Origin of the sequence: Leeuwenhoekiella palythoae (assembly GCF_900130045.1) — a bacterium.
Lineage (GTDB): Bacteria > Bacteroidota > Bacteroidia > Flavobacteriales > Flavobacteriaceae > Leeuwenhoekiella > Leeuwenhoekiella palythoae.
In genome coordinates, this window is the sequence record NZ_FQXT01000003.1 from 257,814 (window position 1) to 276,383 (window position 18,570).

General features: G+C 38.3%; 20 protein-coding genes. 11 read left to right on the top strand and 9 right to left on the bottom strand.

What is annotated here, in order from left to right; genetic code table 11:
* Positions 1 to 3: 3 nt before the first annotated feature.
* Positions 4 to 921 carry a bifunctional molybdenum cofactor biosynthesis protein MoaC/MoaB gene (moaCB, locus tag BUA96_RS08355; RefSeq protein ID WP_072982200.1) on the top strand — a complete coding sequence of 306 codons (918 nt, stop codon included), beginning with the start codon at positions 4 to 6 and terminating at the stop codon, positions 919 to 921.
* On the top strand, positions 914 to 1,921 hold the full coding sequence (moaA, locus tag BUA96_RS08360) for a GTP 3',8-cyclase MoaA (RefSeq protein ID WP_072982202.1): 1,008 nt from the start codon (positions 914 to 916) through the stop codon (positions 1,919 to 1,921). Before moaCB ends, moaA begins: the two co-directional genes overlap by 8 nt.
* A 3-nt stretch (positions 1,922 to 1,924) precedes the next feature.
* Here moaA and BUA96_RS08365 read toward each other — a convergent pair whose 3' ends face one another.
* Positions 1,925 to 3,460 (bottom strand): glycogen synthase, encoded by a 1,536-nt coding sequence (locus tag BUA96_RS08365; RefSeq protein WP_072982204.1) that lies wholly within the window; start codon positions 3,458 to 3,460, stop codon positions 1,925 to 1,927.
* A 306-nt stretch (positions 3,461 to 3,766) separates the two neighbouring features.
* On the opposite strand from BUA96_RS08365, the gene BUA96_RS08370 reads away from it, so the two are divergent.
* Positions 3,767 to 5,539, top strand: coding sequence for a mechanosensitive ion channel family protein (locus BUA96_RS08370; RefSeq protein ID WP_072982206.1), 1,773 nt, complete (start codon positions 3,767 to 3,769; stop codon positions 5,537 to 5,539).
* 53 nt (positions 5,540 to 5,592) lie between these two features.
* Here the strand turns inward: BUA96_RS08370 and BUA96_RS08375 are convergent, their stop codons facing one another.
* Entirely contained in the window at positions 5,593 to 6,357 is a 765-nt protein-coding gene (locus BUA96_RS08375) for a YebC/PmpR family DNA-binding transcriptional regulator (protein WP_072982208.1), read from the bottom strand.
* 130 nt (positions 6,358 to 6,487) lie between these two features.
* Between BUA96_RS08375 and BUA96_RS08380 the strand changes: the two genes are divergently transcribed.
* Positions 6,488 to 7,123: a Crp/Fnr family transcriptional regulator gene (locus BUA96_RS08380; RefSeq protein WP_072982209.1), complete on the top strand. Its 636-nt coding sequence runs from the start codon at positions 6,488 to 6,490 to the stop codon at positions 7,121 to 7,123.
* Here the strand turns inward: BUA96_RS08380 and BUA96_RS08385 are convergent.
* Positions 7,120 to 8,412, bottom strand: coding sequence for an anthranilate synthase component I family protein (locus BUA96_RS08385; protein ID WP_072982211.1), 1,293 nt, complete (start codon positions 8,410 to 8,412; stop codon positions 7,120 to 7,122). The two genes, BUA96_RS08380 and BUA96_RS08385, sit on opposite strands and share 4 nt — an antisense overlap.
* Before the next feature lie 77 nt (positions 8,413 to 8,489).
* Positions 8,490 to 8,675, bottom strand: a complete 186-nt coding sequence (locus tag BUA96_RS08390; RefSeq protein WP_072982212.1) for a CsbD family protein — start codon at positions 8,673 to 8,675, stop codon at positions 8,490 to 8,492.
* Positions 8,676 to 8,791: 116 nt separating this feature from the next.
* Here BUA96_RS08390 and BUA96_RS08395 point away from each other — a divergent pair, with 116 nt between their 5' ends.
* The gene (locus BUA96_RS08395; protein WP_072982214.1) at positions 8,792 to 9,334 is read left to right on the top strand and encodes a SixA phosphatase family protein; all 543 of its coding nucleotides are present in this window, start codon (positions 8,792 to 8,794) and stop codon (positions 9,332 to 9,334) included.
* Between the two features lie 41 nt (positions 9,335 to 9,375).
* On the opposite strand, the gene BUA96_RS08400 is transcribed toward BUA96_RS08395, so the two are convergent.
* Positions 9,376 to 10,110: a DUF6503 family protein gene (locus BUA96_RS08400; RefSeq protein WP_072982216.1), complete on the bottom strand. Its 735-nt coding sequence runs from the start codon at positions 10,108 to 10,110 to the stop codon at positions 9,376 to 9,378.
* A 110-nt stretch (positions 10,111 to 10,220) separates the two neighbouring features.
* Here BUA96_RS08400 and smpB point away from each other — a divergent pair, with 110 nt between their 5' ends.
* The 4 genes from smpB to BUA96_RS08420 all read left to right on the top strand — a co-directional run bounded on the left by smpB (position 10,221) and on the right by BUA96_RS08420 (position 14,224).
* Positions 10,221 to 10,685 carry an SsrA-binding protein SmpB gene (smpB, locus tag BUA96_RS08405; RefSeq protein ID WP_072982218.1) on the top strand — a complete coding sequence of 155 codons (465 nt, stop codon included), beginning with the start codon at positions 10,221 to 10,223 and terminating at the stop codon, positions 10,683 to 10,685.
* 143 nt (positions 10,686 to 10,828) lie between these two features.
* Positions 10,829 to 13,288, top strand: a complete 2,460-nt coding sequence (locus BUA96_RS08410) for a DUF5686 and carboxypeptidase regulatory-like domain-containing protein (protein WP_072982853.1) — start codon at positions 10,829 to 10,831, stop codon at positions 13,286 to 13,288.
* A gap of 18 nt (positions 13,289 to 13,306) precedes the next feature.
* Positions 13,307 to 13,696 carry a hypothetical protein gene (locus BUA96_RS08415; protein WP_072982220.1) on the top strand — a complete coding sequence of 130 codons (390 nt, stop codon included), beginning with the start codon at positions 13,307 to 13,309 and terminating at the stop codon, positions 13,694 to 13,696.
* A 12-nt stretch (positions 13,697 to 13,708) separates the two neighbouring features.
* The gene (locus tag BUA96_RS08420; protein WP_072982221.1) at positions 13,709 to 14,224 is read left to right on the top strand and encodes a DinB family protein; all 516 of its coding nucleotides are present in this window, start codon (positions 13,709 to 13,711) and stop codon (positions 14,222 to 14,224) included.
* Here the strand turns inward: BUA96_RS08420 and BUA96_RS08425 are convergent.
* From BUA96_RS08425 to BUA96_RS08440, 4 genes are read right to left on the bottom strand one after another with little or no spacing between them, the layout of a single operon-like run.
* Positions 14,221 to 14,874, bottom strand: a complete 654-nt coding sequence (locus BUA96_RS08425) for a response regulator (protein ID WP_072982222.1) — start codon at positions 14,872 to 14,874, stop codon at positions 14,221 to 14,223. The genes BUA96_RS08420 and BUA96_RS08425 overlap by 4 nt on opposite strands.
* A gap of 59 nt (positions 14,875 to 14,933) precedes the next feature.
* Positions 14,934 to 15,722 carry a sensor histidine kinase gene (locus BUA96_RS08430; protein WP_072982223.1) on the bottom strand — a complete coding sequence of 263 codons (789 nt, stop codon included), beginning with the start codon at positions 15,720 to 15,722 and terminating at the stop codon, positions 14,934 to 14,936.
* A gap of 12 nt (positions 15,723 to 15,734) precedes the next feature.
* A complete protein-coding gene (locus BUA96_RS08435; RefSeq protein ID WP_072982224.1) occupies positions 15,735 to 16,397 on the bottom strand; it encodes a hypothetical protein in 663 nt (220 codons plus the stop codon).
* Between the two features lie 12 nt (positions 16,398 to 16,409).
* The gene (locus BUA96_RS08440) at positions 16,410 to 16,898 is read right to left on the bottom strand and encodes a hypothetical protein (protein ID WP_084673104.1); all 489 of its coding nucleotides are present in this window, start codon (positions 16,896 to 16,898) and stop codon (positions 16,410 to 16,412) included.
* 217 nt (positions 16,899 to 17,115) lie between these two features.
* On the opposite strand from BUA96_RS08440, the gene BUA96_RS08445 reads away from it, so the two are divergent.
* Both BUA96_RS08445 and BUA96_RS08450 read left to right on the top strand, forming a co-directional pair.
* A complete protein-coding gene (locus tag BUA96_RS08445) occupies positions 17,116 to 17,718 on the top strand; it encodes a Pvc16 family protein (RefSeq protein ID WP_072982225.1) in 603 nt (200 codons plus the stop codon).
* Positions 17,715 to 18,566: a hypothetical protein gene (locus BUA96_RS08450; protein WP_072982226.1), complete on the top strand. Its 852-nt coding sequence runs from the start codon at positions 17,715 to 17,717 to the stop codon at positions 18,564 to 18,566. The genes BUA96_RS08445 and BUA96_RS08450 overlap by 4 nt, the downstream gene beginning before the upstream one ends.
* Positions 18,567 to 18,570 lie beyond the last annotated feature (4 nt).

Consider the following 18,570-nt stretch of genomic DNA (forward strand, 5'->3'; position numbering starts at 1 on the left):
ATTATGGTTGACATCACACATAAAATAAATACGTTAAGGTCTGCTACCGCCCAAGCCACGGTATGCGTTAGTAAACAAGAAACCATAGATGCGTTGCAGCGCAACGCCGTGCCCAAAGGCAATGTGTTTGAAATGGCAAAAACTGCGGGTTTGTTTGCCGTAAAAAATACGCATACCTCAATTCCTGACTGTCATCCGTTACCGGTAGAATATACCGCGGTTGACTATCGTATTGAAGGTTTACAGGTCTTTATTGTGATTACGGTTAAAACCGTTTACAAAACCGGTGTAGAAGTTGAAGCGATGCACGGTGCATCGGTGATCGCGTTGACGATGTATGATATGCTCAAACCCATTGATAAAGGTATAGAGATCAACAACGTGAAGCTTCTGCACAAAAAAGGCGGTAAAAGCAGTTTTAAAGATCAGAATCCGTCGCGACTTAGTGCGCATGTTATTGTATGTTCAGATTCAATTTCTGAAGGAAAAAAAGAAGATCGCGCTGGTAAAGCAATTATGGAGAAACTTCAAGCCAGTGATGTGCAGATACAAGGTTATGAGATCATTCCTGATGATTTGCAAACCATTCGCAACAAAGCATTAGAGCTTTCTGAAGTGGTCAACTTATTGATCTACACGGGCGGAACAGGCCTGAGTATACGCGATGTTACCCCAGAAGCGCTTGAGCCTATTTTAGAGCGTAGAATTCCGGGGGTTGAGGAAGCCATTCGCAAATATGGTCAGGACCGTATGCCCTATGCTATGCTTTCCCGCAGCGTGGTAGGAACGCTAGGAAATTGCCTCGTTTTGGCATTACCCGGTTCCACTAACGGAGCCAAAGAATCTATGGATGCTGTTTTCCCGCATTTATTACATGTTTTTAAAATTTTAAGAGGTGCACAACACCAAGCCAATGAATAGTACAACTTCAATATTAACAGATACGCACGGTCGCAAGCACAGCTATTTACGGATTTCGCTAAGCGAAAAATGTAATTTACGCTGCACGTATTGTATGCCGCACGACGGAATTCCGTTAAGTCCGCGGTCGCATCTTATGACCGCAGATGAGATCGAAACTTTTGCCAAAGTATTTGTTGATCACGGGGTCACTAAAATAAGGCTAACCGGGGGCGAACCTCTGGTACGTAAGGATTTTACAGCTATTTTAGCGCGGTTAGCTAAACTCCCGGTGAAGTTATCGATCACCACAAATGCGCTGCTTACTCATCGTTTTATTGAAGATTTTAAACGATACGGTCTTCACGATATCAACGTGAGTCTTGATAGTTTAGATGCCGAAAAATTTAAGTTCATCACCAGAAGAGATCAGTACAAAAAAGCATTTGAGAATATTGAACAACTCATTCAAGAAGGTTTTAATGTCAAGATCAATGCGGTCTTGATGAAAAATTTTAATGAAGATGAAATTGTAGATTTTATTAATCTTACCAGAGCACGAGCGATCAATGTGCGCTTTATTGAGTTTATGCCTTTTGATGGAAATGCCTGGAATAAAGAAAAACTAGTATCTCAGGCTGAAGTTATCAATCGGGTGACTGATCATTTTGGTGTTGAAGCGTTGCAACCACTTCCTAACGAGAAAAACTTTACCTCACGTAATTTTAAGATTGAAGGGTTTCAAGGAACCTTCGGTATAATCAGTTCGGTGACTAATCCGTTTTGTGATAGTTGTAACCGCATTCGACTTACCGCTGACGGAAAATTGAAAAATTGCCTGTTTTCTAATGAAGAAACAAACCTGTTGAAACCTTTTCGCGAAGGCGAAAAACTCGAAGCGCTTATTGATGCTGCGCTGAACGCTAAAAAAGCCGTACGCGCCGGAATGACCGATTTTGATCAACTTACCAATCCTGATCTACACAGTAACAACCGCAGTATGATCGCGATTGGCGGTTAGACTTTAGTACGTATAGAGCTTATCATAATATTTTTTCACCGAATCTTCCCAAGAGAAACGCACTGCTTTAGCCTTTCGGCGCATAATGCCCCAACGTTTACGATCATTTTGAAATACTTCTATACAGTGTGCAAAAGCTTTCACCATATTAGTCACCGTCTCATCGATGTGCGACCCGTAAAAAGCAAAACCATCTACGCCATCCCGCACGGTGTCAATGAGTCCGCCTGTGTGATGCACTAAACAAAGAACACCATTGCGCATGGCGAGCATTTGGCTAATGCCACAAGGCTCAAAAAGACTTGGCATAAAATATAAATTAGACTCCAGATAAATAGAATCTATGATGTCTTCAGATTGGCCATTTATGAAAATAAAATTGGAGTGCTCATAACTTATATCGCGCATCAAACGCTCATACTCAGGCTCACCGGTACCCAGAAGAATAAAAATACCATTCTGAGATTCCAGATGGGTTAAAATAGCCTTTAGCGCTTCGGGATTACGTTTGAAGAAATAAAACTTTTGCTCGGTCATACGCGCTACACTAGACGCCACAAAGCTGGGCGGATTCAAAAGAAGATGCACCACTTTTTCTCCTGTATTCGCTAAAATATCAGACTTATATTTTTTTGATTCTTCCTGAATCCATTTAAAGATCTGAACGAGAATATTGGCGTATAGATTCCCTTTTTTAGCTACGCGCATATTTTTATAGTTCACACCATTCAAAATGCCGTGCAATCTACCTTCGGCAAAAGCGATTCGTAAATCTTCTTCAAGGCCTTCTCCCCCAATAAATTCCGGCTTATGACTGGGTCTCATAATGTCTTGCATATAGGACGGACTCACCGTGTGCACTTTATCGGCAAGGCGAATTCCCACCGCCATCAAGTTAATGCAGTCATTATACCTGGGATCTTTCACTTTATCATACTCGTAGCCGAGCTCCGGGAAAAAATTATTGATAGATGCAAAATTATTATTCAAAGGTCTAATACCTTGTAAACTTAGATTGTGAATGCTGTAAACAAATTTGCTGTCTTTTAATATCGTAAAATCTTGATGGAAAGCTCTATGAAATAACAGTAACGCCGTGTGCCAATCGTGTAAATGCACGACATCAATATGGTCAAACAAATTTTGCTTTACCGCCTGTGCTACTGCAGTATTAAAAATAAAATACTTTACGGCATCAGTAAAAAAAGGTTCCTCCGGGTCGTCATTATAAATATGTGCGATATTCCCCTCAACGATTTCCGGATGATCAATAACATAATGTGTAATCCCCGGAATTTGCTTTTTGGGTTCGACCTCATAAATTGAAGCGAGAGTTGCTTCTCCCCTGATATTGAATTTTAATTCTGTGATTAGTCGGCCGTTTTTGTGCAAACGGTTATACGCAGGCACCACAACGTGAACCTGGTCGCCGCTTGCGGCAATCTGTCTAGGAACATCGCGTACCACGTCTGCCATACCACCGGCCTTGCAATGAGCTAAAGCGTCATTTTCGGCACAAACAAATAAAAAATTTTTCATTTACAGAATTAAAAATAGTTGGTTACTTATCTGAAAAACAGATTTATAACAGCAAAATACTTTGACAATATTAATCGCAAAACCCACGATTTTAATATGCTCAATTAACCATAATCTGTTCGATTTTTAAACAGACCGTTTACTTTACTGATGCTCTAAAAATATTGTATAACTATGTAAATAACCGTGAATTATACATTTAATATTCTTAAAAGCTTGTGAAAGTTTTAGCGTTGAGCTGTTCCCTAAGTGGTTTTAACGAAACACTAATACCTGCTGTTAAAATTTGACCGTAAATTTCAACTTATGAAAGCTAACCATATCCTTCTCCTCTTTATTCTATTGTTAAATTTTAAGGGCTTCGCTCAAGATTCTACAAATGCTAAATCTGGAGCCAATCTACCCGATAGTGAAGCTACCGTTCCTGAAGATGGAGCCTTTTTGCCTAACGCTATTCAAGAATATAATGAAGCCTATTATGTGATCAATAGGTTGAATATGCCTAACGGACTACCGCCTAACAAACTGAATTTTCAGTCTCCACAGGCAACCCTTGAGCATTTTATCAGCAGCGCTCGCAATAATAATTTTAAGGAAGCATCTTATGCGCTCAACTTTAATTTGCTTCCCAATAATCTCACGCAGGAAGAAGCCTCTACGCTAGCTGAAAAGCTATATTTCGTACTCAATCAACGTGTTAAAATCGATTGGGGTGGACTATCTGATCGTCCTGATGGCCAGATAGATATTAGCACGACCACTAACCAAGCAATCGCCGGTAAACCGATGCGAAGCATTGTGTTTGGTGAGATTGATCTTGAGGGCAAAGATGTTGTTCTACGACTTCAACGGGTGAAGTATAAAGAGTTTGGTGCATTTTGGCTCATTTCATCAAATACTGTTGAGAATATAGACGGTTTATATGAAACTTACGGCCCTCGAGAGCTAGATCGTATGATGCCAGATTGGGCACGCGTACGCTTTTTAAATATGCCGGTGTGGAAAGTCGTGGGAACCTTTATTCTTATCGTGCTCAGCTATTTTCTTGGAAAAGTAAGCTTAATATTCTTTAGAAGACTTTTTAGAAAATCTGAAAAAGCCTGGGTCAATACCATAGCTAAAAGGCTTGCAACACCGGCGGGTTGGGCCATCGGCGTGATTTTCTTCTACATCGCTTTGAATAAATTGATTTCATTTGGTGGAACGTTTGCCAGTACGTTGTATGCTATTTTGCTTATCGCAGTAATTCTATCGATCACGTGGTTTATTATGCGCTTTATTGATTCTTTTATGGTTTATGTTGCCGAAACCAAAATTGGCGATGCTAATCCCGAAGAAAATAACGAAGCCCGGATGATGATGACTTATATTTCGGTGGCGCGTAGGGTGATCACTTTTGTGGTGATCATTGTGGGGATCTCTGTGATCCTTTCCCAATTTAGATCTTTAGAGAAATTAGGAATTTCCCTCATTGCTTCTGCGGGTCTTGCAACTGTGATTTTAGGGGTTGCGGCGCAAAGTACCTTAGGAAATATCATCGCCGGAATTCAGATCGCCATAACCCGTCCAGCACGCATAGGAGATACCGTTATTATTGAAGACGATTGGGGTTATGTTGAAGACATTCGGTTTACGTATATGGTAGTTCGTACTTGGGATCTACGACGCTTGGTGGTGCCCTTAAAAAACATTATTTCAAACACCTTTGAAAATTGGTCGATGACCAGTGCACATCAAGTGCGCCCAATAATCCTTTATGCTGATTATGAGATTGATGTGGATTTAGTTCGTAATAAATTTGAAGAACTTTTAGAAGCCGAAGAAGACTGGGATCGTGATACTCCGCCCACCGTTCAAGTCGTAGGTGTTACTGAAAATGCATTGGAGCTAAGAGCCTTATGTAGCTCTAAAGACGCTTCTACTACATGGGATTTGCATTGTAGATTACGCGAAAAGCTCATAAAATACATTTGCAGCTTAGAAAATGGCAAACACCTTTCTAAATCGCGTATTCAATTTGAAAACAAGCTCCCTATCGAAAAGTCAAAAACTACTAAGGAATCAGATAAAGAAAAGTAGGCTCCCTCAAAGACTAACTTCAGAATATGTAATTCTTTGATTATATCAAGAGGCTACTCTTCTTCATCTAAAGCCAATTCCAATTCTTCGGAAAATTCAAGGGTATGAAATACATTCTGTACATCATCCTCATCCTCAAATTTTTCAGCAAGATTTAAAATTTGCTTTGCCTCTTTAAGCGGCAATTCTATGGTGTTTAATGGAATACGCTGCAATTCGGCATTTTTAGTTTCGATATTCAGTTCTTCAAGATGCTGCGCCATTTTACCAAAATCGGTAAATGCCGTATAGATCACAAAAACATCGTCGTGGTTCTCAAAAGATTCGGCTCCGCCTTCAATCAATTCGAGTTGCAGCAGTTCCCAATCGCGTTCGATAGAGTTCTTATCTAACGTAAAAACACCTTTTCGGTCAAATAAAAATTCGAGCGAACCATTGGTACCTAAACTTCCGCCATTTTTTGAAAAAATAGAACGCACCGAAGCGATGGTTCGGTTGGTATTATCTGTGGTACACTCAATAAAAAAAGCGATGCCGTGCGGGCCGTAACCTTCAAAGGTCATTTGCTCATAGCTGTCTGCGTCTGCTCCTGAGGCTTTTTTAATAGCACGGTCTATAGTGTCTTTAGGCATATTGACACCTTTGGCATTCTGGATCGCATTACGCAACGCAGGGTTAGAATCCGGATCGCCATTTTGATTGTTTTCTTTAATCGCCACCGTGATCTCTTTAATGGCGCGTGTAAATTGTTTCGCGCGCTTTTTGTCTTGGGCTCCTTTTCTGTGTTTAATATTTGCCCATTTGCTATGTCCTGCCATATAATTTCAATTTAGTGTACCCGTCAATCTAAAAGATTATCTACGCAGAACAAGCACTTTAACCCTTTTTTAATGCTTTCTGAATTAAATTGAACCGCGCAACTGAGTTTTTCGGTTTACATTTGAAAATATGAGAGCATTATTAGAACAGCACTACGCACATATTTTTGAGCCAAAACTTTTAGATGAAATCGCAAAAGCCGGAATTTTAAAAGAAGTCTCTGAAGGCGAGAAACTAATGGAAATCGGTCAATATATCACCGCAATGCCTTTGTTAGTATCCGGTGCTATCAAGATTTTGCGAGAGGATACTCAGGGTGATGAACTCCTACTCTATTTTCTTGAAAAAGGAGATACGTGTGCGCTGACGTTATCTTTTAATCGAGGCCAACGAAAAAGCGAAATACGAGCAATCGCCGAACTCGACACGGTGCTTATTATGATTCCTATTCAAAAAATGGAAGAATGGAGCTCCAATTACAAATCCTGGCGAAACTTTATTTTTGACAGCTACCAAAATCGCCTGATGGAAATGCTGGATACTATAGACAGTATTGCTTTTATGCGTATGGACGAGCGGCTTTTACGCTATTTAAGAGACAAACAGAAACTGATGCAAAGTAATTTTCTGTCAAGTACGCACCAAGATATCGCTTATGAAATGCATACCTCTCGCGTGGTGATTTCACGCTTATTAAAAAAACTCGAATTGGAGGGTCGTATAAAAATTCAACGAAACAAAATTGAACTTATAGCATTAGATTAAAGCTCTAAAGCCTCGCGCATGGCTTTGGCTTTAAGTAAGCACTCTTGATACTCCTTTTCAGGTAAGGCTTGTGCAGTGATCGCGCTTCCTACAGAAAATGAGACGTAAGGCTTTGCCGCATTATACAGAATACTTCTAATCATCACATTAAAATCAAAATCACCATTGGGTTCAAAATAACCTATGCTGCCACTATACAAACCACGTTTATGATTCTCCAATTGTTCAATAATGTGCATTGCAGAAACCTTAGGTGCGCCGGTCATACTTCCCATTGGGAATGTCATTTTTATCAACGCTACAGGATCTTCATCAGCATCAACTTGAGCACTGATGGTCGAGATCATCTGATGCACTTGTTTAAAACTGTAAACCTTGCAGAGTTCTTCGACTCTTACGCTTCCTTTTAAAGCTTTTTTTGAAAGATCATTACGCACTAGATCTGTGATCATAATATTTTCGGTACGCTCTTTAGCATCAGCGGCAAGTTGGCGGGCGAGAAAAGCATCCTCAGTGGCATTTAAACTGCGTGGTGCCGTACCTTTTATAGGTTGACTGATAAGCTGAGTGCCCCGCTTTGCCAAAAAACGTTCAGGTGAGGAACATAAGGCATATTGTGTTTCATTTTTGAAGAAAACAGCAAATGGAGCTTCAGAAATTTCATTGAGATGTAAAAAGCTTGCAACAGGATCAATTGCAGCTTCGCTATAAAATTCCTGACAGAAATTAGCCTCATAAATATCGCCGCGTTTGATGTGGTCGAGCATTTTAGAAACCTGCGCACAATAGGCATCTCGGTTAAACCGCACTTGAATATGCGGTTTTTCAGATGCATCTGTATTTTCTATTTGAAAGGCTTGACTAAAAACTTTGTCCAGATCAGCATCAAGTTCGTTTGCATATTCCGGGAGGTATAAACAGGTAATTTCATTCTTTTTAACCAGCCATAACTTTTTAGGCTGAAAGAAAAACAGATCCGGAAAATCGAGTCCGTCTAAGTTCTCTGACTTTACGTCTTCCAGTTCATTTTTCAGGTCATAAGAAAAGTATCCCAAAAGAAAATCTTGCGTGCGTTTTCTAAACGCTTTCAAAGCTTCAAAAGCGGTTCCGGTAGAAACTTGTAGCGACTCGTGTGCCCCAGCAGCAAATACATAATCGTAAGCGCCGTAAGCATCCACCTGATTATTTGATAACAGCAAACAAGAAACCAATTCCTGATTTGCCCAGCAAACAAGCTGCTGAAGCAAGGGAAGATCTTGCGGAATTTCTACTGATTTTTCTTTGCGCATAGCCTTGCGAAAGTACAGTTTAGAAATAAAAAAAACCGCTATTGCTAGCGGTTCCTTTTTAATTAATTGTGATCGGGTTATTGCTTATCGATCCAATCTTTAATTTCTTCTTTGGTTTTACCGGTTTTTTCTTGAAGTTTTCCAAGCATTTGTTCAAATTTACCTTCAGCGTGCTTTGTGTCATCTTCGGTCACATCGCCATACTCTTCTTTAAATTTTCCTTTTACTTGTTTCCATTTTCCTTCTAATTGATCAGAATTCATAGCTTTATAGTTTTTGTAATTAATACTATTTAAAAGTACAGATTAATCACCCCGGCCTAGCACAAGAAAAACCTAAGGTTTATGCGGGTTACGTTAAAAATGTCTAAATTCAATTTATGAAAAAAACCATACTCCTTTGTACGCTTCTTCTTGCAATTATTTCTTGTAAAGACACCCCTAAAGCAACTGCGCAAGCTGCGCCTGTTTCTTTGGATGCTACCTACTATTTAATTCGGCATGCTGATAAAATGCGTGGTCCTGATGCAGGTTCTGATCCTGAATTAAACGACGCCGGAAAGCAACGTGCACAATTTTGGGCTGAAGAATTAAGTGATGTGGACTTTGATGCGGTGTACAGCACCGATTATAAGCGTACCCTAGCCACGGCTCAGCCAACTGCCGATGCACAAGCGCTACAAGTTAATTTGTATGATCCTACGCATTTATATGATGCCGAATTTCAGCAAGAAACCGCAGGAAAGACAGTATTGGTCGTTGGTCACAGCAATACGACTCCCGCTTTTGTGAATGCTATTCTTGGCGAAAACAAATATGACGAGATCGACGACGCTCTGTATGGATATTTATATGTCGTAACCGTCAAAAATGGAAGCGCCCAAGTAGAGCTCAAAGATTTTAATGACTGGTCCGCAGAATAGCTTTTATCAAGCCTGAAAATTCGTGTGAAGCCCTGCGAATATCATTCGACAGTAACATCTTCTAATTCTATTTTAGAAAGTAAGCTTAAGCTTCCGGATGTATATAAACTATCTAAAGATTGTAACGGCGGAAACTTTTCGGCGGGCTCATAATTGTTGTAATCTGCAAAACGTATTCCTTCAACCTCTCTAATGTTATACGCTTCGCGAAAACGCGTTCCGCCCTCATTAACGTGATAGTTGTATGCTAAATAATCTACGGTAAAATCTGTTTTATTGATCCAGTACATATAGGTGTCTTCAAAATCTTCTCCGCCACCTTCTTCGCTAAAAGTTACTTGAACCTCATAATAGTGTTTTCCTCTAATAGTAGCCTCACCCACCAATTCTGGTTTTACCGCTTTGGCATCTAACCCGTAAGGTAAAACCGAAAAATAATGAACAGAATTAACACCTCCTGATAATGAAGCGACTAGGCTGTCAGAAAGCGTAACTTCCTGCTGATCAACAAAACGCTTAAAATCGGCATTGGTCAACTGGTCTAGGGTATCTTTACAAGCAGCATCTGTGCAACGCTCCAGCTTAAACCTTCCGTTATTTCTATCTGCTCTATAAAACTTATCTCTAAATTGAAAGGCTATTAAAGAGGTGTCAATCGTTGCGCCACCGCTGGTTTCAATAGCTTTTGCAATTATGCTTTCGGCATTAAGATCTTCAGCAGTTTCACCGCACGAAACAATAAATAATGCAATAGCACCTAGGAGTAATGTTCTCATCAAATAAATTTTAAAACAAAATTAAAGTAATTTAAAGCAATAGAACGCCCAATAAGAAATTAGTACTTTTGTACAGCATAAAGCGATAAGCTTACAAGGCAAAAAAATCTATGAAGCAAGCAAATACAATTAATATAAAAAACAAGAAGGCTCGGTTTGAATACGAGATTCTTGATAAATATACCGCCGGAATAAAACTCGCAGGAACCGAAATCAAATCTATTAGAGAAGGAAAAGCGTCTATTGCCGAAAGTTTTTGTGAGTTTCAAGAAGATGAACTTTTTGTGATCAATATGACTATTCAAGAGTATTCTCACGCGACCTATTTTAATCACAATCCTAAGAGCAGTCGCAAACTTTTACTCAACAGGCGTGAGTTAAATAAATTGCATAAAGAAGTGCGCAATAGCGGTCTTACGATCGTTCCGCTCAGGCTTTTTATCAATGATCGCGGTCTTGCTAAAATGCAAATCGCCTTAGCAAAAGGTAAAAAATTGTATGACAAGCGAGAGACTATTAAGGAGCGCGACACTAAAAAACGATTAGGGCAGATCAAGAAAGCATTTAATAATTAATGCAACAGGCATAAAGTAGTTGAAGTCTTTATTAGCACCACCAAAGGATTTAATATTCTGAGGCTTGCCTGAAAATTGAAAAATTGTTTCCTAAAAGTGGTTTGGGCTTTTACCCCAAGAATTATTTACTTGAAACTTCTTTTATGAAACAAAAGCTACTTCTTTTTCTACTCACCCTAAGCACATTTACCGGAACTTCACAAATCACCGGTTTGGTTAGCAATACCGAGGGCGAACCACTTCCTTATGTAAATATTTACCAGAAAAATGCAGCTACCGGTACAACTTCTAATGGCGACGGCAATTATGAGCTCGCTATAACAAAGCCCGGTAATTACACTGTCGTTTTTCAGTTTTTAGGATTTCAGACTAAAGAGGTTGAAGTTAGCGTAACCTCTTTCCCATTTGAGCTGAATGTCACCTTGCAGGAAGAAACCACCTCACTAGATGAAGTTTTTGTGGATGCTACCGGCAATCCCGCCAATAGGATTATTCAAGCTGTACTTGAACAAAAACCGGTAATTTTAGATAAACAGAAAGCATATACGGCAGACTTCTATTCCAGAGGTTTATGGCGCGTAGAAAATGCGCCTGAAAAATTCTTAGGTCAAGAAATTGGAGATCTTGGCGGCGGACTAGATTCAACCCGGACAGGAATTGTTTATCTCAGCGAAACCATCTCAAAAATCGCTTATCAAGCTCCAGATGATTTTGATGAAACCATCACCGCCAGCAAAGTAAGCGGAAATGACAACGGTTTTAGTTTTAACAGCGCTCAAGAAGCTGATTATTCCTTTTATGAAAATACGTTAGAGATCAATGCGCAACTCATTTCGCCACTGGCTGACAATGCCTTTAATTATTACAACTATAAACTTCTAGGCGCGTTTAAAGAAGGTAATAAACTCATCAACAAAATTGCCGTTACCCCAAAACGAGAGAACGATCGAGTATTTTCTGGCGTAATTTATATTGTAGAAGATGACTGGCAACTTTATGGTGCAGAACTCACGACAACAGGTAAAGCCATTCAAGTGCCTTTTGTAGAATCTTTGGTATTTAAACACAATTTTAAATACGATTCGCAAACCGATTTATGGGTGAAAATTTCACAGAACATTGAATTCAGTTTTAAACTTCTGGGGTTTGGCGGAAATGGTCGCTTTACCGCAGTTTATAGCAATTATGATTTTGAGCCGCAATTTGAGCGTTCTTCTTTTTCTAATGAAGTGCTGCGTTTTGAGCCTGAAGCCAATAAGAAAGACAGTTTATTCTGGCAACAAATACGACCGGTACCGCTGACCCTTGAAGAGCGTGCAGATTATCAACTTAAAGATAGTATTCAAGAAAAACGTAATTCGAAACCCTATAAAGATTCTGTAGATGCAGTATCTAATACCTTTGGGATTTTCGATCCTCTATTAGGTTATAGCTTTACTAATAGTTTTGAGCGCTGGCGCATAAGTTACAGCGGGGTCGCTTCTACGCTTAATTTCAATACCGTTCAAGGCTTTAATGCAACAGCAGGTTTATTTTATAATACTTGGACCGAAGAATATAATCAAGCTACCTATGCCAGTCTTGATGCAAATTATGGTCTTGACGACGATCGTCTGCGTTTTACGGGAAATATTGCAAAGCGTTTTAATAAAATTAATAAACGCACGCTGGGTATAACGGGTGGAACAAAGGTGCAACAGTTCAATGCGCAAGAGCCCATTTCTAAGTTGGTAAATAGCATTTCTACCCTCTTCTGGGAACGCAATTATATGAAGCTTTATGAACTCGATTTTGCTCGAGTTTACTATAGTGAAGAGCTTTTTAATGGCTTTCAATTTTATGCCAACGCTGCGTACGAAAAACGCAGTCCGCTTTTTAATACAACAGATCAAGTTTGGATTAAGAATTCGGTGGACTATACATCAAACAATCCGTTAGCGCCGCTAAATTTTGACACAGCTGCAATTGTGCCACACGAGTTGGCTAAATTTAATGCCAGAGCGGTCATTCATTTTGATCAAAAATATATGAGTTATCCTGACGGAAAGTTCAATGTGAGCGAGTCAAAATACCCTACGCTAACTCTACATTTTGAGCAAGCTTTTGCAGCATCAGATTCCGGTTTTAATTTTACTCAGATTGCTGCGCAGTTGAAGCAAGAATTAGACATCGGCAACAAGGGAAATTTAGGTTATACTCTGCGCGGCGGAACTTTTTTAAATGGCGATGACATTAGTTTTGTTGACTATCAACATTTTCAAGGAAATCAAACACGAATACAAATGCAAGGGAGACACTTAGATGGTTTTAACCTGCTCCCCTATTACGGTTTTAGTACTAACAACAGCTATTTTGAAGGACACGCTGAGCATAACTTTAAAGGTTTTATTTTGGGCAAAATTCCCGGAATACGTAGTTTAAATGCTAATTTGATTCTTGGTGCGCATTCCTTAATAACCCAAGAGCAAAAACCGTATTATGAATTTTCAGCAGGGATTGGTAATCTTGGTTTTGGTAAATTTAAATTTTTACGAGTAGATTATGTGCGTTCAATTAATGGCCCCAATCAAGACGGAGCATTCGTCTTCGGCCTAAGCTTTTAAAAGCCAAATTTTAAAATTATGAGCAAGGGTTTACTACTATTCTTTTCTACAATGTTACTCGTGAGCTGCGTCAAAGACAAAAGTATCGCTGTAACTCAGATAGAAGGCTTTGCTCCTGACATTATGGGATGTAGTTGCTATTATGCGGTAGATGAAGCGCATTTTCAAAAACAGCAATTTATTTATATTGATAGTTATGAAACTACTCCTGCTTACATCAGTATAAATGATTCTTTAATTGCTGTTGACCCAAAAAATGTACAAAAATCTGAATATACTTTAGATGTTGAAATTGAGGAAGAAATTCAACTAGATCAAGAACGCTACCATAGGGAAGGAACTCTAATAATAACTGACAAGAATGGAGCAGTTTACAGTACTTCAATTTATGGAGAATGCGGTTGCTAAACGAACTTATTAATGGCTGAAAAACTACAACAACCCGAAGTTTGGCTAAGAGGTCCTCTTGAAGATCTGCCTGTACTATTACAGCCTGCAGCATTTGCTCTAATGCAAACCAATGAAGAATTACCATTTTGGTTGAAAAATTTCCCAAAAGAAAAATTATGGGTCAAACCGGCAGGAAGAGCTTCCGTAGGATTTCACCTCAAGCATTTAAGCGGCGTCTTAGATAGAATGCTTACGTATGCCAAAGAAGAACCCTTATCTTCTGAACAATTTGCGTACCTCAAGGCAGAGGAAGCGATTGAAACTAATCTCTCTGTTGAACAACTAATAAATGTTTTTACTGCAAAGGTTGAAGAAGCCCTAACCTATTTTAAAACTTTAGAGGAGCACCAGCTAACGGAGTCTCGATCTGTAGGAAGAAAAAAATTACCATCCACTTTAATCGGATTATTATTTCACGCTGCTGAACACAGTCAGCGGCATTTAGGTCAGCTTATCGCAACGGCAAGTTTTGTAAAAATGCTTTAGTTTCCGTTAGAAACAATTTTATTTTTCAAAGCGTATAGCACCAGACCTATTCTACTGCGCACCTCAAGCTTTTTAAAAAGCGTGTCTCTGTAATTGTCTATAGTTTTAGGACTTAGGCACATTTCGCTCGCAATTTCCTTATAGGTCTTATCAGAACAGGCAAGCTCCATAAACTCTAATTCTCTACTTGAAAAATTTTCGAGGAGTGTATCTTGTTCTTTCTTAGAAACACCTTTAAGTAAAGCAGTAGTTACATTATCAGTGTAGTAGTGACCGCGTTCTATCACTTGGTTGAGCGCAAGATTAAGTGTTTCTGGGTGAATATCTTTCAGCAAATAGCCTTTGCTTCCTGCTTTTAGCATTTTAATGATGGTTTCTTCATCATCATCCATAGAAAGCGTTATGGTTTTAATTTCCGGTTTGTGTTCATTTAGCCAGGAAATAGTCTCAAAACCATTCATTATAGGCATATTAATGTCTAAGAGTAGAATATCAGGTTCTTTATCGCAGGTACTAAGTTTATTAATCAAGTCGTTACCATTACGTGCCATAAAAGCCACCTCAAAACCATTAAAACTATTAATGAGCCCTTGTAGGGATTGTGCAAAAAGAACGTGATCATCAACGACTCCTACAACATGGTTTTTCATGGAAATAGTAAAATTTGTGGTTAGTTTTAAGTGCGTTAAAGGTAATTATAATAAATAAATTAAACCTTTATGTATTTGATTTTAAGACGTGTACCCTTGTTTTTAGTTGAATTAAGCTCAAACTCTGCTCTGATCATTTGTGCCCGAGTATGCATATTTAGTAGCCCAGACCCCTGAGATGTTACACTTTGATCAAAGCCAATCCCATCATCTTGGGCTAAAATTTCTAAGAAATCATCCTTAAAGAGCATCATAACCTCTAGAGAAGAGGCTTTTGCGTGCTTGATCACATTACTGAGAAATTCTTGCACGATCCTAAATAAAATGATGGTATCATCTTTAGGTATTGAAAATGGCGCTCCTTGAATAGTAAATGCTGTATTTAAAAATTTGAGTCGTTCTAGGCGATTAAGTTCATTTTTTATACTCTCCTGAAGACCGATATGTGTAATAATATCGTTGTTCAGGTTTTTAGATAAGGCCCTTATCTCACTTAAGGATTTGCCTAGCAGATTTGTGATTTCTATAAGCTCTGGTTCTTTTTCTAAATGGTTATTTGCGCCAAAGATCTTTAACTCCAAATTAGCTACAGAAATTAGCTGACCAATATTATCGTGCAATTCGCGACCCACATTCTTTAAGGTTTCTTCTTGAATTTCGACCTGAGTACGCGCAACTTCTTCTTGATATCTTAAAATAGCTTCATTACGCTGATTAATAAACTTGATCTTGCGCTTTTGAAATACTGAAAAAAGAATAATGATAATCATCAAAAAGGCAAGAAGCACTAAAGAACATACTATAATAAGTAGTTCAAAAGAGCCTAAAATGTTATCATCAAAAGACATACAAGAAGCAAGTTAGCTTTTTTTTGCTATTGGATGCTCCATTTGATAGCGATCAGATTTTATAAACGCAATTGCAATGCAACAATATTGAATACAATTAATGAGAAAGAGAACCACACTCAGAATAACTGGATTTTCTTGTAAAAAGAACATTAAAGTAATGTAAAAAGGCAAGTAGGTCACGCAATAGGTCAAAATACCAAAACTTACCCAGAAATATGGTGATTGCGTAATATTAAGCACAACTTCTCTAGTGAGCATTTCGATGAAATAAAAAGCTACAGCAATTATGAGCAATAATGTTCCTAGTGAAAAGGTGATGGACAGGTAATTATCAGTTATTGTGCCAATTGTCAACGCTTCGCCAAACCAAAACACGATATACAATAAAAAGAAAAACTTAAGTATTCGCGCTTTTACGGTCGAAACAATTAGCGAATGAAACCAAGCTAAAAAAAAGGAAAAATGAATTAGAATATAGATATTATATAAAAAGGTATTGGGGATGTTCAATACTTCATATGAAATACCCGCTAAAAACTCATTGGCCACCACATAGATCAAAAAGTAAAAGACATATTTAAAGTAAAAATCTTTAAATTCTTTATACTTTATAACACCTATGATCAGAGCAATAAGTTCTAAGTATTGAGAATACGAACTCAAATCTTCCATTAATTTTTTTTTCTATTGGTACGTGCCTGGAGGTGGTTTTCTTAAATGTCCCATATTTAATGGAGGGACTTCAAGATCCTCTTCTTCCTCTTGAAAATTAATACTAAAAACAGCCGCTTCATTAGAAGCTGCTTTATATCCGGTTGGGACAATAAATAAAGTTGAGTATCCGGAAACTTCAGCATTATGGTAATCCTTAGGATAAGCGCCATAATACACGCGTAAGCCGTTTACATTATATCCTTTTTCCTTCGCTACACTTTTTGCATAAGCGATATAGGCTTCTAGATCATCTACAGACCACCAACTTGATCGACTATCAGGCATACCTATAGCTTTGTTTATGGCATCCGCCCGGGTTTCGGTAAATGTGCGATCTAAAATCTTTGCTTCTTCTATTGAAATAACTCCTTTAGGAGGTTTTGCAGTATTGTATTGTTCTGTACAACCTAAAAATAATACGGTTACAAAACCGCATATAAAAACTTTAAAACACCTCATAATAGTCTTGATTTTGTGATTCACAGTCTAAAGTACTGCATTTGCTAACAAATAGATTATCAGAAAGTTAAATAGGGGGAAATTCCCCGTAGCGTAAAGGGAATAAGCTGAATTAAAAAAGGGTCAATGACGCAATGTGTTTCGGGATTTTAACCACTGAATATCAATTATTTATCTATTTAAATTTGAATAACCAAAATTCTAAACTCTCCAACCCATGCTCTATGAATCCCTCGAAATATTACGAGAGCAAGTCGAAATCTATTTAGAAGAAATGGATTTAGGCACCAATCTGGTGACTTTAGATTCTATTGCGCATTTTATTGATAAGCCCAATAGAGATAATCAACCATTAGATAATAAAATAGTTGTTTCATTGCTGAATCTTCAAGAAGAGGTGACACTCAAAAATCAGCGCAACTATACGGTTCAATCCGGCAAACCTGTATATAAAAATACTCCGGTATTTGTAAATGCCTACATTCTGTTTACCTGCAACCGTCTTGAGTATGCGTTTTCCTTACGATCTCTTGCGGCAATACTTCAGTTTTTTCAAGGGAAAAATAGTTTCAATCATAAAAACACATTGTTTTCCAGAAATACGCAAGTAATGCAAGCTGTAAAAGAATTTCAATTCACGATTGAGCTTTACACACCTTCCTTTGAAGAACTCAATTACATCTGGAGCATGAACGGCGGTAAGGCATATCCTGCGGCAATCTATAAGCTCAATATTTTAAGCTTAGAGCGTGAACATGTACTAGATGAAGGCGCTTTACTCACACAGGTTAATACCAATTTTAAACACCTAACATCGTGAGTACCATTACCACATATCGTCCTTTATTTCAACTGGATATTTTCCATAAGTTTTTCTTAGATGACGGAATCACTCCTTTTGACATCAATGAAACAGTTCTTGAAAAACAACTTCAAAAATATAACTGGAATTCCTTCGGAAAAATAGTTCCTACTGCTGAGACAAAAGTAAACCTACAGAATCACAGAATGTTGCTAAAACCAAGTCCTTTAGGCTTTGTGGTTTTGATTGAAGCTGAACTTTTAAATGATACCGCTCCTAATTACACACCATTAATTGCTTTAGATCAAGACCTAAAGCTTGAGTTTTATATTCAACTTTTAGACCCACAATTTTATAATTACACAGACCTTGATCCAGCTTTTGACCGTCCGCTTTTCCTAAGTAATTATGCCACGCTTTACAATGCTGCCGCACCTGTTTATTTAGCTAGACACAACGAAGAATCAAACGCTAAAAATCATTCGGTCTCCGAAGCTTTTAAAGACTTTCTCATTAAGAAATATGGTGACCTTCGAACCGAAAAACCTTTTATAATCTCCTTAAAAATGCGTGATGCGGGTTCGGGCTTAAATCTGATTTTATTAAATGGAACGCTTCCACAGCATACACCGCATTTTAAAATTGTATTTCATAATCGAAAAACCATTTGGCGCTATTATTCAGTAGCGACAAAGGTTCTGATATACACTACAGAACCTGAAGAAAAACCTCTAGTACAGCATGGGATTGTCCCCATAAGCAATGCGGGTACTGACTACCCTACTCCTACTCCTTCTAGAATTTATCAAGACCGTGATACAGACGGTTCGCTCATCAAAACATATTCTAACATTTATATTAATTAAACAC